This is a genomic window from Rhizobium sp. CC1099, assembly GCF_029714385.1.
Taxonomy (GTDB): Bacteria; Pseudomonadota; Alphaproteobacteria; order Rhizobiales; family Rhizobiaceae; genus Rhizobium.
Genome location: NZ_CP121641.1, coordinates 3,176,927 through 3,191,892, shown reverse-complemented (window position 1 = coordinate 3,191,892; position 14,966 = coordinate 3,176,927). Strand labels below are relative to the sequence as shown.

General features: G+C 60.6%; 19 protein-coding genes. 6 read left to right on the top strand and 13 right to left on the bottom strand.

The genetic code is table 11. From position 1 onward, the window contains the following. Positions 1-80: 80 nt before the first annotated feature. On the top strand, positions 81-716 hold the full coding sequence (locus tag QA644_RS16070) for a LysE family translocator (RefSeq protein WP_283069503.1): 636 nt from the start codon (positions 81-83) through the stop codon (positions 714-716). Between the two features lies 1 nt (position 717). Here QA644_RS16070 and QA644_RS16065 read toward each other — a convergent pair whose 3' ends face one another. After that, positions 718-1,266, bottom strand: a complete 549-nt coding sequence (locus QA644_RS16065; RefSeq protein WP_239596996.1) for a DUF4865 family protein — start codon at positions 1,264-1,266, stop codon at positions 718-720. Continuing rightward, the gene (locus tag QA644_RS16060; RefSeq protein ID WP_283069502.1) at positions 1,263-1,691 is read right to left on the bottom strand and encodes a tautomerase family protein; all 429 of its coding nucleotides are present in this window, start codon (positions 1,689-1,691) and stop codon (positions 1,263-1,265) included. Before QA644_RS16060 ends, QA644_RS16065 begins: the two co-directional genes overlap by 4 nt. Positions 1,692-1,806: 115 nt before the next feature. Here QA644_RS16060 and QA644_RS16055 point away from each other — a divergent pair, with 115 nt between their 5' ends. After that, positions 1,807-2,724 (top strand): LysR substrate-binding domain-containing protein, encoded by a 918-nt coding sequence (locus QA644_RS16055; RefSeq protein ID WP_283069501.1) that lies wholly within the window; start codon positions 1,807-1,809, stop codon positions 2,722-2,724. A 17-nt stretch (positions 2,725-2,741) separates the two neighbouring features. Here QA644_RS16055 and QA644_RS16050 read toward each other — a convergent pair whose 3' ends face one another. Together QA644_RS16050 and QA644_RS16045 are read right to left on the bottom strand one after the other, a co-directional pair. Further along, positions 2,742-3,716: a threonine/serine dehydratase gene (locus tag QA644_RS16050; RefSeq protein ID WP_239596998.1), complete on the bottom strand. Its 975-nt coding sequence runs from the start codon at positions 3,714-3,716 to the stop codon at positions 2,742-2,744. A 70-nt stretch (positions 3,717-3,786) separates the two neighbouring features. Continuing rightward, positions 3,787-4,857, bottom strand: a complete 1,071-nt coding sequence (locus QA644_RS16045; protein WP_283069500.1) for a helix-turn-helix domain-containing protein — start codon at positions 4,855-4,857, stop codon at positions 3,787-3,789. Positions 4,858-5,014: 157 nt separating this feature from the next. Here QA644_RS16045 and QA644_RS16040 point away from each other — a divergent pair, with 157 nt between their 5' ends. Next, positions 5,015-5,722 carry a hypothetical protein gene (locus QA644_RS16040; protein ID WP_283069499.1) on the top strand — a complete coding sequence of 236 codons (708 nt, stop codon included), beginning with the start codon at positions 5,015-5,017 and terminating at the stop codon, positions 5,720-5,722. Between the two features lie 12 nt (positions 5,723-5,734). On the opposite strand, the gene ggt is transcribed toward QA644_RS16040, so the two are convergent. The 7 genes from ggt to QA644_RS16005 all read right to left on the bottom strand — a co-directional run bounded on the left by ggt (position 5,735) and on the right by QA644_RS16005 (position 11,415). Beyond that, complete coding sequence (gene ggt / locus QA644_RS16035; protein WP_283069497.1) at positions 5,735-7,480, bottom strand: gamma-glutamyltransferase; 1,746 nt, start codon at positions 7,478-7,480, stop codon at positions 5,735-5,737. A 68-nt stretch (positions 7,481-7,548) separates the two neighbouring features. Further along, complete coding sequence (locus tag QA644_RS16030) at positions 7,549-8,559, bottom strand: alpha/beta hydrolase (protein WP_283069496.1); 1,011 nt, start codon at positions 8,557-8,559, stop codon at positions 7,549-7,551. A gap of 66 nt (positions 8,560-8,625) precedes the next feature. Next, the gene (locus QA644_RS16025; protein WP_283069494.1) at positions 8,626-9,240 is read right to left on the bottom strand and encodes a hypothetical protein; all 615 of its coding nucleotides are present in this window, start codon (positions 9,238-9,240) and stop codon (positions 8,626-8,628) included. Positions 9,241-9,353: 113 nt separating this feature from the next. Continuing rightward, on the bottom strand, positions 9,354-9,479 hold the full coding sequence (ykgO, locus tag QA644_RS16020) for a type B 50S ribosomal protein L36 (protein ID WP_003582204.1): 126 nt from the start codon (positions 9,477-9,479) through the stop codon (positions 9,354-9,356). 157 nt (positions 9,480-9,636) lie between these two features. Next, the gene (locus QA644_RS16015) at positions 9,637-10,701 is read right to left on the bottom strand and encodes a 5-(carboxyamino)imidazole ribonucleotide synthase (protein WP_239597012.1); all 1,065 of its coding nucleotides are present in this window, start codon (positions 10,699-10,701) and stop codon (positions 9,637-9,639) included. Beyond that, complete coding sequence (gene purE / locus QA644_RS16010) at positions 10,698-11,192, bottom strand: 5-(carboxyamino)imidazole ribonucleotide mutase (protein WP_028739727.1); 495 nt, start codon at positions 11,190-11,192, stop codon at positions 10,698-10,700. Before purE ends, QA644_RS16015 begins: the two co-directional genes overlap by 4 nt. 19 nt (positions 11,193-11,211) lie before the next feature. After that, positions 11,212-11,415 (bottom strand): DUF465 domain-containing protein, encoded by a 204-nt coding sequence (locus tag QA644_RS16005; protein ID WP_194728163.1) that lies wholly within the window; start codon positions 11,413-11,415, stop codon positions 11,212-11,214. Positions 11,416-11,643: 228 nt separating this feature from the next. On the opposite strand from QA644_RS16005, the gene QA644_RS16000 reads away from it, so the two are divergent. Then, positions 11,644-11,817, top strand: coding sequence for a DUF465 domain-containing protein (locus QA644_RS16000; protein WP_022715810.1), 174 nt, complete (start codon positions 11,644-11,646; stop codon positions 11,815-11,817). 161 nt (positions 11,818-11,978) lie between these two features. Here QA644_RS16000 and QA644_RS15995 read toward each other — a convergent pair whose 3' ends face one another. Together QA644_RS15995 and QA644_RS15990 are read right to left on the bottom strand one after the other, a co-directional pair. Then, complete coding sequence (locus QA644_RS15995; protein ID WP_022715809.1) at positions 11,979-12,239, bottom strand: metalloregulator ArsR/SmtB family transcription factor; 261 nt, start codon at positions 12,237-12,239, stop codon at positions 11,979-11,981. Positions 12,240-12,320: 81 nt separating this feature from the next. Continuing rightward, positions 12,321-13,085: a sulfite exporter TauE/SafE family protein gene (locus QA644_RS15990; protein WP_283072404.1), complete on the bottom strand. Its 765-nt coding sequence runs from the start codon at positions 13,083-13,085 to the stop codon at positions 12,321-12,323. A 107-nt stretch (positions 13,086-13,192) separates the two neighbouring features. On the opposite strand from QA644_RS15990, the gene QA644_RS15985 reads away from it, so the two are divergent. Both QA644_RS15985 and QA644_RS15980 read left to right on the top strand, forming a co-directional pair. Further along, positions 13,193-13,846: a thiamine phosphate synthase gene (locus QA644_RS15985; protein ID WP_283069491.1), complete on the top strand. Its 654-nt coding sequence runs from the start codon at positions 13,193-13,195 to the stop codon at positions 13,844-13,846. A 10-nt stretch (positions 13,847-13,856) separates the two neighbouring features. Beyond that, on the top strand, positions 13,857-14,936 hold the full coding sequence (locus tag QA644_RS15980) for a tetratricopeptide repeat protein (protein WP_283072403.1): 1,080 nt from the start codon (positions 13,857-13,859) through the stop codon (positions 14,934-14,936). Positions 14,937-14,966 lie beyond the last annotated feature (30 nt).

Genomic DNA, 14,966 nt, shown 5'->3' with positions numbered 1-14,966 from the left:
AGGAAACGGGCTTTTCGTTTTCGGCTTGATCGCGATCCCGGCAAATGCAAGCTTCCGATATCCGAGCTCTGGAGGGACTTATGGATATCGTCACGCTTCTTGCTTTCGCCGCGGTTTCCTTTGTCGGTATCGCAACGCCGGGGCCGACCGTGCTCCTGGCGCTGACCAACGGTTCGCGTTACGGCACTCGCCGGGCGATTGCCGGCATGCTGGGTGCCGTGCTTTCGGATTTCGTTCTGATCGGTGCTGTGGCGATCGGCCTCGGTGCGCTGCTTGCGGCCTCCGAATTCTGGTTCTCCGTGCTGAAATATTTGGGTGCCGCCTATCTTGCCTTTCTCGGCATCATGATGCTGCGCTCTCAGGGGACGATCGAAACGGCAATGAAGGTGGAAAGCGCCGGCAGCGCCGCTTCAGCCTTTGCGATCGGGCTGAAAAGCTTCATGGTGGCAGTCACGAATCCCAAGGGCTACCTGTTCTTCTCGGCCTTCCTGCCGCAGTTCATCGATCCTACGCTGCCGCAGCCTACTCAGTATGCGGTGCTTGCCCTCATCTTCGCCTCGATCGATTTCGTGATCATGTTCGGATACGCCGCCTTCGGCGCGCAGGCTGTCCGCCTGCTCAAGAACTCCGGCGCCATGTGGCTTGACCGTATCAGCGGCGGCGCACTCATCGCGCTCGCCGGGTCATTGGCATTTTATCGGCGCGCGACCGCCTGACCTACGGCAAGGAGACATGGCCGACGCGATAGATCTGGTCTCCGTTGGAGATCAACGGCATGTCGCGAAAAAGCGTGAAGCGCACAAGGCTCCAGCCGGACGGCTCGAAGGCGGATATCGAGGCCAGCACGCCGCGTCGCGCCGCTTCAGCACGTGACCGCGTGACCTCCTCCTTGCGGATTTCGGCAAGCGGCGCGTAGGCAGGGATCGGCAGGATATCGCAGCTTGCAAACTTTGCGGCTCGCAAGTCCGCGACCTCGGCATTCCATACCATCCAGTGCCTTACCTGCGGCCAGCCGAAAGACTGCGTCAGCCCTTCGAAACCGGGCCCGGTGAGGAAATCGCTGGCGCCTTGCGGCTGCTTCCAAAGATAGAATGGAGCATAGAGGTTCTCCCGGCTGCCGAATTCGCCCTTGCGGGCGCTGAGGTAGGCCTTGAATCCAAGGTTCGAAAAGCCGTCCAGCATTGGCCCCTTGTCGCGGATCCGGCGATCGATGATCGTCATGTCATAATCTGCCGGCAGCGTGAAGCCGTATTGCATGGCGATCATCGGGATGGCTCCATGGGCGCGAGCGCTCGGATTTGCCAACCTGGTTCCGTCATCGAGGCTTCGCCATTGGCGAAGGACCATTCTTCCGGAGAGGTGGTATTGACCACGATCATCACATCTTCAGGTCTCACGCCCGGAGACTGTCCAAGCAGATCGGCCGCACGCCGGTAAAAGGCCTTGCGCATCCCGGTCGTGCGGGGCTTGCCCGCGGTGATGGAAAAGAGCACGAAATCGTCCGAACGCGGGCCCCCGAGATAGTGGCGGTCGAAGATCAGTTCACCAGGCTCATGCTGATGAATGACCTGAAAGCGGTCATTCGGAGGGACGTCGAACGTCTCGACCATGGCACGATGAATGTTGTCTGAGAGCGCACGGAGATAATCCGGCGACTTGCCTTTCAGCAGAGAGATTCGAACGAAAGGCATTGGAGCCTCCTTTTCCTTGCTAATCCAAACCTTGACTTCATAATCCTCGCACGCCACGATGATGCAGAAAATCAGAATTTTGTGGATTAATTGTCCTGAAAAATGGGATTAAGCGATGCGTAGGATGGTCTTCGACCTCGATGTACTGCGAACCTTCGCGACTGGAATGGAACTCGGGAACTTTGCAAAGGCGGCGGACCGGCTTGGGCGCTCCACCTCGGCCGTCAGCGCACAGCTCAAGAAACTGGAGGAGCAGGCCGGTACGCCGATTTTCCGCAAGGCGGGCCGTGGCCTGGCGTTGACGGAGGCGGGCGAGACGATGCTCGCCTACGCCCGACGGCTGCTTGACCTTAACGACGAAGCGGCAGTGGCCGTCCAAAGCGTCGAGTTGGAAGGCTGGGTGCGGCTTGGCCTACAAGAGGACTTCGGCGAAAATCTGCTTCCCGATGTTCTGGGCCGTTTCGCCCGCGCCCATCCGAAGGTGCGGATCGAGGCGCGAGTCGTCCGCAACGCGGAACTGCTCGAGCGGGTCACAACGGGGAAACTCGATCTGGCGCTCGCTTGGAGCGATGCAACCCTGACCGCCCATTGCAAAAAGATCGGCGAGGTGCCGATGCGCTGGATCGGTCCTGCCGCAGGTGAGCCCGGCTGGAATGCCGCAAGCGGCGAGCCGCTGCCACTCGCCTCGCTGGAGGCGCCCTGTCTCCTGCGAACCGCCGCGACAAATGCGCTGGACAGGGCCAATATTGCCTGGCGGCTTGCCTTCGTCAGCCCCAGCCTCGGCGGGCTGTGGGCTGCGACCGCGGCCGGGTTGGGGGTGACAATACGCACCCCGATCGGCTTGCCGGCAAAGGTCAGGCCGCTGAAGCCCGCGGAACTGGGATTGCCGGAGCTGCCGTCGTTGGGCCTCGTGCTTCACCGCGCGGAAGCTGACCCTGATCCGGCGACGGCACGGCTCGCTTCGATCTTGCTGCGGGCGGTAGGCGAGGCGATCTCGGATTTCATGCCGCAACGGGTATCGGAGAATGCGTAGGCGGTAACTTCGCTGGGTTAGCCGTATTTCTCGAGAGCGGCGGCAAAGATATCCGCATCGACATTGCCGCCTGAGGTCACGGCGATGACGTTGTCGCTTTCGAGGGCCTCGCCATGGAAAAGGGCAGCGGCAAGCGCAACCGCCCCGCCGGGCTCGACGACGATCTTCAGCCGTTTGAATGCGAGCGCCATGGCGCGCAGCGCCTCTTCGTCGGTGACGACAATGCCCGCGCCTGCGAGCCGCTGCAGGATCGGGAAGGTGATCTTGCCGGGTTCTGGTGTCATGATCGCATCGCAGATCGTGCCCGTCATCGCCGCGTTGCGTTCGATCCTGCCGGAGGCCAGTGAACGCGTGGTGTCGTCGAAGTCTTTCGGCTCGCAGGGCCGCACGGTGAAGCCCGGCGCACTTGCTTCGAGCGCCAGCGCGATGCCGGACGTCAGCCCGCCGCCGCCGCAGGGAACAAGCACTTCTGCCGACTTCACGCCTTCCTCTTCTGCCTGTTCGGCAATTTCAAGCCCGGTCGTGCCCTGGCCGGCAATCACCAACGGCTCGTCGAAAGGCCTGATCAGAGTGAGGCCGCGCTCAGCCGAAAACCGGGCGCCGATCGCATCGCGATCCCCATTTGCGCGGTCGTAAAGCACCACTTCGGCACCGAAAGCGCGGGTATTGTCGATCTTCAGCGCCGGCGCGTCGGACGGCATGATGATAACGGAGGGAATGCCGTGAAGCTTTGCGGCAAGGGCGACGCCCTGCGCGTGGTTGCCGGACGAAAAAGCGATAACGCCTTTCGCACGCACTGTAGGATCAAGGCCGGAAACGGCCGACCAGCCGCCGCGGAACTTGAACGAGCCCGAATGCTGCAGACATTCCGCCTTCACGAAGACATGCCTTCGCGCGATCTCGTTGAGGAATGGGGAAGAAAGAAGCGGCGTTCGCCGTGCATGGCCCCGGAGACGGGCGCGAGCGGCGACGATCATTTCAATGCTGGCCATTGTGAGCTCTTTCGGCTGATAGTTCATCCATGAATATGATGCCCGCCTTCACTTGTGAACGCAGACTTTGTCACCGTGACACAAAAGCCGGCACTTTCGCATCAGCGATGTCAGCCATGCCGATGATGCGCCGGCGCCGGAAGTCGGTCGGGCTCGTGCCGGTCACGCGCAGGAACTCGCGATTGAAGTTCGATTTGCTGATGAAGCCGGAATCGAACATCACGCGCGTCACCGGTTCATCCGTCTTGATCAGTTGATCGCAGGCCGAACGGATGCGGAACTCATTGACATATTGCGAGACGCTGACGCCGTGGATGCGGTTGACGGCAATCGATACGCGGCGGGCAGGCAGACTCATCTTTCGCGCAATGCGGTTAAGGTTGAGCTCGGGATCGCGATAGATCTCGCGGGATTGCATCAGCGCATCGAGGGAGGCAGCAACTGCGCCGTCCTCTTCCGTCGGCATCAGCGGCGGGGTGGGGGGTGTTTCCAGGCTCTGCTCCTCCGCCGGTTGGCCGCCGCTGGCGATGGACGCAGCACCCCCGAGAACGAGGAGCGTGATGACGTTGCCGAGCGCCACGATGGCACCGCCATGTGTGCCGCCGGTGCGGTCGAAGTCCAGGCTGATGTAGATATCGGCGACGGCGGCAGCAATGAGCGCCGCTGCGGTAATCAGGAGCGAACGATAGGAAAGTAGCGCGCCGTCCAGCCGCGATGCGATAAGTCCGTCCGGGCCATGGCGCGCGAGCCAGAGCAGGGCCGCTCCATAGCCAAGGAAGATGAGGGTCAAGGCAACGCCCACCGGCTCGCGCCAAAATACCAGCAGGGCGGCGATCAGAACCGCTGGAAGGGCATGAGGCCACAGGTGAGCGAATGAGCGCGGCCCTTCCAGCGTCAGGCTCCGGAAGCTGACCCAGGCGAGTGCGGCAATCATCGCTGCCAGAATGGCTTGTGCCGGCATGATCGCGAGGACGTCGTAGCCCCAGCGAATTCCGATCAGCACGGACTGCAGCGCGTAGATGCCGATGAGAAGCAGGAACGTCCGCTTTTCCGGCGCACGCCAGTCCTCCTGCCGCAGCAGGCGGATCTGGACCATGAAGAGCAGCAGTGCAACGACGAAGGGTAGCGGAACAAAGATCATGAGGCGGCGTCCAGGTTCGATGGTTCGATATCAGCACGAGAATGGCCTCGATCGCAATTGCAGGCGACCCGGATCATGATTCAGGTCTCAACAAAGAGGACTGGAAGGCAACCTGATATGGCCGGTCATTTCGACGGCACCATCAAGGAGAAAGCCGATGTCGATAGTCCTGTCCATTCCCCTGTTTTTCATGATGCTGATATCCAGTTTCGCTGATGTGAGGCCGCTCGGCGAGACCTTTGATGTTTCCAGCATCCGCACGATCGTGATCATTGGCGATGCAAGCTCAATCAAGATCACCACCAAATCCGATGAGCCCTATCGTGCAGCAACCAGCGGCCGCCGGAGCGGCTGGTTTTCATCCTGGTATTCGAGCTGGTTCTTCAATATCTGCAAGGACGCGAGCCGGGCAGAAATCGACGGAGCGACATTGACGCTCGACGTAGCGATGTCGGCCTGGAGCGACATTGCCGATTGCTCGCCGGAAGTATCGGCGAATGTCCCGCCCGGCAGCGCCGTGCGCATCGAGCAGCAGGTATTCGTGGCGAAACTGAACGGCGACTTCGCAAGTCTTGGCACGTCGGGAAAGGCGGCGGACATCACGCTCGACGGCCACGCTTCCAGCGTCGATATCTCCGGCGCCGCCGTTCGCGCAACCCTCACCTACGATGCCGTCAAACACGACGAAAAGATCGAGATCGCCGCACAGTCGCTCGATGCCTATCTCGGATTCGGCAAGGATGTCCCAGTCGATTACACTGTGACCGCCAAGGCGTCCTACATTGACAGCCTCGTTCCAAGCGTCCCGGGCACGCGCCCGCTGGTGAACATCAAAGGAGATTATGTACGCGCCCGGATCCGGTAGCCCAGCCGGCGCTTAATATCCCTTTGCCGCACCCTCGGTGGCGCGGCTATCCATCGCACCATAATAGCGCGCGCCGCCACCCTTCTCGATATCGGCAAGGCTCTTGCCGCCGACAAGAATGCCGGCCGCCTGGCCCCATTGGGGCGGACCACTGCCATCGTCGAAGCTGTAGCCCATGGCGGCGAGCGTCTTTATCGTATCCGGAGAAAGGGTATAGGGTTCGAGATAGATCTTGTCCGGCTGCCATTGATGATGGATGCGCGGTGCATTGACGGCCTGGCTGATGTCCATGCCGAAATCGATGACGTTCAGGATCGCTTCCAGCGTGATGGTGATGATGCGCGAGCCGCCGGGGCTGCCGATCACCATGAAGGGCTTGCCGTCCCTGGAGATGATCGTCGGGCTCATGGAGGAGAGCGGCGTCTTCTTCGGCGCAATGGCGTTGGCCTCGCCCTGGACGAGCCCGTAGAGGTTGGGCACGCCCGGCTTCGAGGTGAAGTCGTCCATTTCGTTGTTGAGCAGGATACCGGTGCCGGGGGCAACCACGCCGGCACCGAAGGAGCCGTTCAGCGTATAAGTGACGGCGACCGCGTTGCCCTCGTCGTCGACGATCGAATAATGGGTGGTTTCAACGCTTTCCTTGGCGCCGAGCGGCTTCAGGTTGACAGATTTACCGGCCTTGTAGGGATCGATCTTCTCGCGGATTTCCTTGGCATAGCCTTTGTCCAGAAGCTTCGAAACCGGGTTGTCGACGAAGTCCGGATCACCAAGCGCGGCGTTGCGGTCGACGTAGGCGTAACGCATGGCCTCGACCATGGCGCGGACTGTCTCGGACGAACCATAACCCATGTAGGAAAGCGGGTAGCCCTCCAGCACGTTCAGGATCTCGCAGATGATGACGCCGCCGGAAGAAGGGGGCGGCGAGGAGACGATGTCGTAGCCACGGTAGTTGCATTCGACCGGCTTTAATTCGCGCACGCTATATTGCTCGAAATCTTCCTTCGCGAGAACGCCGCCTTTCGTCTGGCTTGCCTTTACGATCGCCTCGGCAGGTGCGGCCTTGTAGAAGGCGTCCGTGCCCTTCTCGGAAATACCGGACAGCACCGCGGCGAGCTCGGGCTGCAGGAGCTTTTCTCCCGCGGAATAAGGTTTGCCATCCGGCTTCAGGAAGATCTTTGCGGCAGCTTCATCTTTTGCGAGGCGCTTTGCGCTTGAGGCGAAAGTCGCGGCGTCGCCCTGTTCCAACGTAAAGCCGTCCTTGGCAAAGCGGATCGCCGGCGCCAGCAACTCGGCGCGGGGTTTGGTGCCATATCGCTCACGCGCCGTTTCGAAGCCCATGACCGAGCCCGGTACGCCGACGGCGAGATAACCGTCCAGGCTGGCGCGCGGAACGACATCGCCTTTGGCATCGAGATACATGGTCTTGGTGGCGGCAAGCGGTGCGCGCTCACGAAAATCGAGGAAGGTCGTCTTGCCGTCCTTCAGCCGGATCGTCATGAAGCCGCCGCCGCCGATATTGCCCGCCGTCGGATAGACGACTGCCAACGCGTAGCCGACCGCCACTGCCGCATCCACGGCATTGCCGCCGTTCTTGAGGATTTCGACACCGACATCCGTCGCCAGATGCTGTGCGGTTACGACCATGCCATGTTCGGCTTCGACGGGCGCAGGCGAGGCGGCGAAAGCCGGTGCGAACGGCGAGACGACAAAGGCAAAAGCGGTAAATAGCGAAATGGCTTTAATGCGCAAGCGTGCCATCACTTTCCCTCCAAACCATCAAATTATTCGGAGGGATATGGTTTCGTTTTGGCGGTGCGCAAGTCCGTTCAGGCGGCAATTGCGCTGCCGCCTGACAACCTTTCTTCGGCAACGCGCACGGCGGCCTCAAGATCGCGCGGAATTCCGGCGATATTTTCCAGTGCGGCGATGGCGACATCGGTTGCGAGATAATCAGGCTTATGGCCGACGCCCTTGATTTTCAGCAGTTTGGAGCCGGCGATGTCGCGGGCAAGGCCTTGAGAATGCAGGTGCTCCCAGACGATGCCGTCGCTGTCGCCGGTAATGATGACGGTCGGCGCCTTGATGCGGGTATAGAAGGGCGATTGCGCCTTCAGATATTCAAGCAACCTGATGAAATCGGTGGCGTTGGCATGGAAGGTCTTCGGCCGCAACACCAGGGACGGCCCAGTCCTTGAGATGTAATCAGCCGGGCGCGGATTGGGCCGGAAGACATTAAGCGTAACCTGCTCCAGCCGCCACAGGCCCAGTGGTACGACAACAACTCGACTAAAGAGCCAGCCGATCAGCGGCACGGTCGCGATATGATAGTACCAGTCGATGCCGCCCGGCCACGGATGCGTCGCCGGGGCAAGGAAGAGGAGACCGGCGGTCTTTTCCGGATGGTGCACGCCGAGCGCCGCGGCGATCGCGCCGCCGAAGGAGTGACCGACGATGATCGCCTTTTCAATCCCGCGCTTTTCCATGAGCTTTGCGATCGCATCCGCTTGGCCGGAGGGAAAAGCGTTCTCCGGTCCTCCGCGTTCCGAATAGCCATGTCCGGGACGGTCGACGAAGAGCATTTCCGCGCGCCCTTCGAGCGGCAGTAGGAAGGCGCCGATCTGGTCGAGCAGATTGCCGCTCGCGCCATGGATAAAGACCAGGGGCGGTAGGTCGGCGGTGTCGGGGCGGGGGATGTGCACGGCGTTCATCCTGTAGCCGTCGATATCGGCCAGTTCGCCGATATTGGGAAATGCCTGTTCAAACTGCCGGGCTTTGTAAGACGAATACCCGATTGCGGCAGCGATGGGGACGAGAATGGCGGAAATTTCGGCAAACATGGCTTTGAATCGGCAACAGTTACGGCAGAAATCCGTAAGATTGCGCATGCCGGTTCGGCGTCAAGATCAGGTCCGGCTTCCGGCGAGTTTTTCGGAGAGGGTATTCGCCTGCTGCTGCGCCGCGCGGTTTGCGGGGTAGACCTCCAGGAAGCGCTCCCAGGCTTTCAAGGTGAGTTGGTCATTGCCCGACATACTGAGAATCGTCGCCAATCCCGAGAGTGCACCGAAGTGGCGCGGCTCGAGATCGAGCACGTGCTCTATGTCGGACATCGACTTCCGGTAGTTGCCCATGGCGTAATTCAGCGTTGCGCGGCGGTTCCAGCTTTCGGCGTAGTCAGGCTTCAGCGCAATCGCCTGATCGAGGAAATCAAGGGCTGCAGGACTGCGCTTTTCCTCGATCGCCTTGTCGGCCCACTGCATCAGCAAGTTCACAGTGGCGCTGCCGGAATTATTCCACTCGAGGCGGATTTCCTCCGCAATGCCGCTCGCCTTGTCCGGATCGCGCTCGCGCTTCAGCTGGGCATAGAGATTGTCGAGATGCTGTTTCGGAGAGGAGTTGGCATCCGACTGGTCGACAATAACTTCCTTCTCCGCGGCAGCGGCAGGGAAAGCAGGAGCAAGGAAACCGAGAGCAAGCGGCAGCGCCGCGCAGGTCAAAGCAAAAAAGCGCATGGCGGACAATGTAGCCCGCCAGCGCCGAAGATCAAAGAAAATTTGATGTGATCACCGAAGCGACCCTAGTGGAAAAGCCCGCAGCGCATAAACGCGCAGGCGTAATCCGGCTCACGCTATGATCAGCCCTGACGAGCCTTGTAGCGCGGGTTCAGCTTGTTGATGATGTAGATGCGGCCCTTGCGGCGAACCAGACGGTTGTCACGGTGGCGAGCCTTGAGCGACTTGAGCGAATTCTTGATCTTCATTTTTCTGATCCGCGATCTCTGTGGGGGAATTTCACATTCGCCCGTATCTTTTAAACAATCAAAAAGCGCGTCTGTGCGCGCTCTTTAGGTTGGGCGTGCAGATAACCCGGCCTCATGTCTGTGTCAACCACATGAAGGCGTTTTCTCGGGCAAAAACCTAGGCTTTCCCCGTCAGTACCGTCACATGCCCCATCTTCCGGCCGGGGCGGGATTCGGTCTTGCCATAGAGGTGGACGAAGGTATCGCGGCGTTTCAGCCATTCCGGCAGGCTCAAGATATCGTCACCGATCAGGTTCTGCATCACGCATTCGGAATGACGGTCCGCGTTGGCGAGCGGCAGGCCGCCGACGGCGCGGATGTGCTGCTCGAACTGCGAGACAACGCAAGCTGCCTCGGTCCAGTGGCCGGAATTGTGGACGCGCGGGGCCATCTCGTTGGCGATCAGGCTGCCGTCTGCGAGCACGAAGAATTCGATGCCGATGACGCCGACATAGCCGAGCGAGGAGAGGATTGCTTCCGCCGCCTGGTGTGCGGCCGCGGCGGTCGCCTCTGAGATCGACGCGGGCACCGTCGACGTGTGCAGAATGCCGTTGCGATGCACGTTTTCCGCCGGATCGAAGGCGACGACGGTGCCGTTCGCCGCGCGGGCGGCGATGACCGAAATCTCGCGCTCGAAGGCGACGAAGCTCTCCAGAATCAGCGGCACGCCGCCGAGGCCGGCATAGACGCCTTCTGCGCTGTCGGCGGTGGAACGGAATACCTTCTGGCCCTTGCCGTCATAGCCGAGGCGGCGCGTCTTGAGCACGCCCTGACCGCCGAAGTCCTTCAGCGCTGTGTCAAGCTCGCTTTGGCTGTCGACGGCGTGAAAGCGCGCGGTCGGGATGCTGCATTCATTGATGAAGCGCTTTTCGACGAGACGGTCTTGTGCCACTTCCAACGCCTTAGGCGGGGGGTAGACGGGAACATCCCTTGCCAAGGCCTCGGCTGCGGAAACCGGCACATTCTCGAATTCGTAAGTCACCACGTCACAGGCCTTTGCGAGTTCGGCCAGCGCGGCGGGATCGTCATAGGCTGCAACGATCTGGCGGTTGGCGGCCTGCGCGGCGGGACAATCGGCTTGCGGTTCCAGGATGATCGTGCGGAAGTTCAGCCGTGCTGCGGCCATCGCAAGCATGCGGCCGAGCTGGCCGCCGCCGATGATGCCGATCGTCTTTGCCGTCATAGGTTGTCCATGGGATATTCTGCAATCGAGGCGCTTTGCCGTTCGCGGTATTCATCGAGACGCTCGGCGATATCCTCGTCCGAAAGCGCAAGAACGGCGGCGGCCAAGAGTGCTGCGTTGATTGCACCTGCCTTGCCGATCGCAAGAGTGCCGACCGGAATGCCACCCGGCATCTGGACGATGGAAAGAAGGCTGTCTTGGCCGGACATCGTCTTCGACTGGACGGGAACGCCGAAAACCGGAAGCGGCGTCAGCGCGGCCGTCATGCCGGGAAGGTGGGCGGCGCCGCCCGCACCGGCGATGATCACCTTGAAGCCCTCGTCGCGCGCGGTCTTGGCAAAATTCACCATGCGCTCGGGCGTCCGATGCGCCGAAATAATGCGCGCTTCATAAGGAATTTCCAGCGCCTCCAGCGTGTCGGCGGCGTTTTTCATGGTCTCCCAGTCGGACTGGCTGCCCATGATGATGGCGACGGGCGGTCTGTCTGTCAGCGTCAACGGCATTACCCTTTCAGGCGATGATATCCGGAATGATCTGGTCTTCCAGCTTAGTCAGCTTGTCCTTGATGGCGAGCTTCTTCTTTTTCATGCGCTGGATGCGCAGCGCCTCGCATCCCATGGCAATCATGGCGTTGATCGCGGCGTCGTAATCCTCGTGCTCCTGACGCAAGCGCGCTGCCATGAGCCTGATTTCCGCCTGTTCCTGATCGGCCATTCGTATTCCCCATAATCGTCTTCGGACGTTGTCCGGCCTGCCGATGATTTCCGCAAGCTCCTATCACCAAATAGCGGCAGCGGCTAGTTGGTGTTGATCATGAATTTGCCATGGACTGAGCACGTTTTCGCCTTCGACAAGGATGTAAAAATATGTCACATTCCAAAAGTTGACGCCTAGAACTCCAGCGATGGATGGCTGGGGAAGGCAAGAGGAAGGAAGGGTCAAATGACTGTTCAAGCTCATCTTGAGTCACTCGAAAAAAAGCATGTAGCTCTTGAGGAGGAGTTACATTCGCTGATGGCATCTCCCTCCAGAAAAGACACCGACATTGCGGATTGCAAGCGCAGAAAGCTGCGCATCAAAGACGAAATCCAACGTCTGAAATCATCCGTTCACTAAGCGATAATGCCGATTGCCGGCGCGCTGATCCTGCAGCATAAAGAGGATAAAATCCAATCTTTCAAACGGGTTAGTTAATAACCGGCGATTTTTGAGAAAATCATGCGCCAGTCCCAAACAGTGCGGAGTTGGGCTGGCGCATTTCTTTTGGACGAAGGCGTTCACGCCCAGAATTGATCAAGCCACAGATTGAGTTTGTCGAAGCCGCGGTTGTTGACCGCATAGATGCGCCTCGTGCCCTCAGAGGTTACCGACACGAGGTTGCTGTCAAGCAGCGCCTTCAGATGCTGCGAGACCGCCGGCCGGCTGATCGGCAGGCTTTCGGCGAGCTCGTTGACCGTTCTCGGCGCGCGCCGCAACTGCTCCAGCAGGAACCGCCGGTTCGGATCGGATATCGCGGCGAAAGGGTCGGTGGTCGACATGGCGAAAAGCTACGTCAAAGGCAGCCTCCGGGCAAGGAAATTGTGCGCCGCAACCGAGCGGCGCTTGGCCGGCGTCAGGACCTAGAATCCAAGCCCTTCGTGAATGATCAGAAGCGCTGCGATCAGTGCCATCGCATACATGAACGGATAGAATATCTCCGGCTTCATGCGCTTAACGCACCAGGCGCCAGCAATGGTCGCAAGCGGGGCGAAAGGCAGCAATGTCGCCGATGTTACGAGATTCTTGGTATCGAGCTGGCCGAGCGCAAAATAAGGAATGAGTTTCACCGCGTTCAAGATGGCAAAGAAACGCACGCTGGTGCCGATGAATTCGCGTGGCGGGAGTTTCAAGGGCAGGGCGTAGATCTGAAACGGCGCACCGCCGGCATGGGCGACGAAACTGCCATAGCCGGAAAGCGTGCCCCAGGCGCTCGCAAGCAAGGGCCGCTGGCCGCGCGGCAGGACGACCCTTCCTGCACCGGGGCCGAAATTGTTCCAGAAATAGCGGGCGCAGAAGAGTACGGTGACTGCACCGATGACCACGCGCAAGACATTGCCGGGCACCAGTGCGGATGTTGCCCAGCCGACCGCGATGCCAAAGAGGGCACCCGGCAGCATGATCCTCAGCGTCGTCCAGTCGCCGTGCTTGCGCCAGACAACGAGCGAGATCATGTCCATGAAGATCAGGATCGGCAGCAGGATGGCGGCTGCTTCGACAGGCGAGACAACCAGGGCTAAAATAGGGACGCCGATCAAGGCCAGTGCGTCGCCCATGCCGCCCTTGGCGAGGCCGACGAGCAGCACGGCCGGCACCGCGGCATAAAAGAATGACAGTTCCGGCAGCATGCTTTTCAAGTCCTCCCCTTGCCAGCCCCGTCTAACGGAATTACTCACACAAAACGAGTGTGGATTTGCCGCCTACTGGCGAAACCCGCTGAAAATGGAAAGAGTTCATGACCGGACCGGAAGACCGCTGCCGCCTTGTCCTGATCGTCCCGGACATCGCGGATGCCGACGAGCAGGCAAATATTGTCGCCGACGCGCTGAAGGGCGGCGACGTTGCCTCGGTGATCGTGCCGCAATACGGGCTCGATGCCGGCGCGTTTCAGAAACATGCCGAGAAACTGGTTCCGATCATCCAGAATGCAGGGGCAGCGGCGTTAATTGCGGGCGACAGCCGCGTCGCCGGACGCGCGAAGGCAGACGGTTTGCATTTGACGGGTTTAGCCGCCGAAATCGCCGAGGCGATCGATAAACATGCCGGCAAGCTGATCATCGGCGGCGGTAAAGCGACCGACCGCCACACGGCTTTGGAGATCGGCGAGGCACGGCCGGACTATATTTTCTTCGGCAAACTCGACGGCGACATCAAGCCGGAGGCGCATCCGAAGAACGTGGCGCTCGGCGAATGGTGGGCCTCGATGATCGAAATTCCCTGCATCGTCATGGGTGGGACCGATCCGGCTTCTGCCCTTGTCGTCGCCGAGTCCGGTGCCGAGTTCGTAGCATTGCGCCTGGCGGTGTTTGGCGAGCCGGGGCTGGCCCCGTCGGTCGTCGCTCAGGTCAACGCACTTCTTGACGAAAAAGCGCCACGGTTTGGGGATTGATATCGCGGCCATGCCGATCCTCTCCGCCTGTTTGCGCCGATCCCTCCTGTCTGCCGCCGTTTTCGCGGTTGTTTTGCCGTATGGCGCTTCGGCGCAAACGGTCGACAACGTCGTGACACGTCCGCTGGGTTCGGAAGCTGAACCGTTCAAGACCAACCGGCCGGCGGAAGGAGCGCAGCCCTCGACCGGTCTCGGCGTGCTGGATCGCATGGGCGCCAAGCTGCCCGACCTGCCGCCGGAGAAGGATTACAAAGGGCCGATCGATACGGCTTACGGCGCCTATCAGCGCGGTTATTATCTGACGGCGATGCAGCTGGCGCTGCCGCGCGCGCAGCTTGGGGATCCGGCAGCGCAGACGCTCATTGCGGAAATGCAGTATGCCGGGCTCGGTGTTCGTCGCGATCTGAAGAGCGCAGCATTCTGGTACGGCAAGGCCGCCGAAGGCGGCGATGTGGCGGCGATGTTCAAATATTCGCTGATCCTGATGGCGGGAGAGCTCGTGCCGCGCGACAAGGCGAAGGCGGACGATTATATGCGCCGGGCGGCCGACGGCGGCAATCCTTCAGCGCAGTTCAACTGGGGGCAGTTGCTGACGACCGATCATCCCGGCCCCGAAGGACTGAAGCTCGCGCTTCCCTACTATGAAAAGTCCGCCCAGCAGGGTATTGCCGACGCCCAATATGCCGTGGCGCAAATCTATTCCGTGCTTGCCGATCTGCCGAAGCAGAAAAAGAAGCTGGCGCGCGAATGGCTCGCCCGCGCAGCGCGCGCAGGTTACGACACCGCGCAGCTCGATCTCGGCGTATGGCTCGTCAATGGCACAAATGGACCGCGGGACTTCGTGAAGGGCTTTCAGTGGATGAAGCTCGCTGCCAATCGCGGTAACGTGGCGGCGCAAAACAAGCTCGCACATCTTTATATCGGTGCGCTCGGCACCAAGCCGGACCCGGTCGAAGCGGCGAAATGGTACGTGCTCTCCCGCCGGGCAGGGTTGCCCGATCCGGAGCTTGAGGATTTCTATCTCGGCATCGAGCACGCTCAGCAAAAGCAGGCGATCGACCGGGCAAACAAGTTCCGCCGCCTGCCCTGAGGTTCACAACAGCGCATCGGCGAAGCCTTC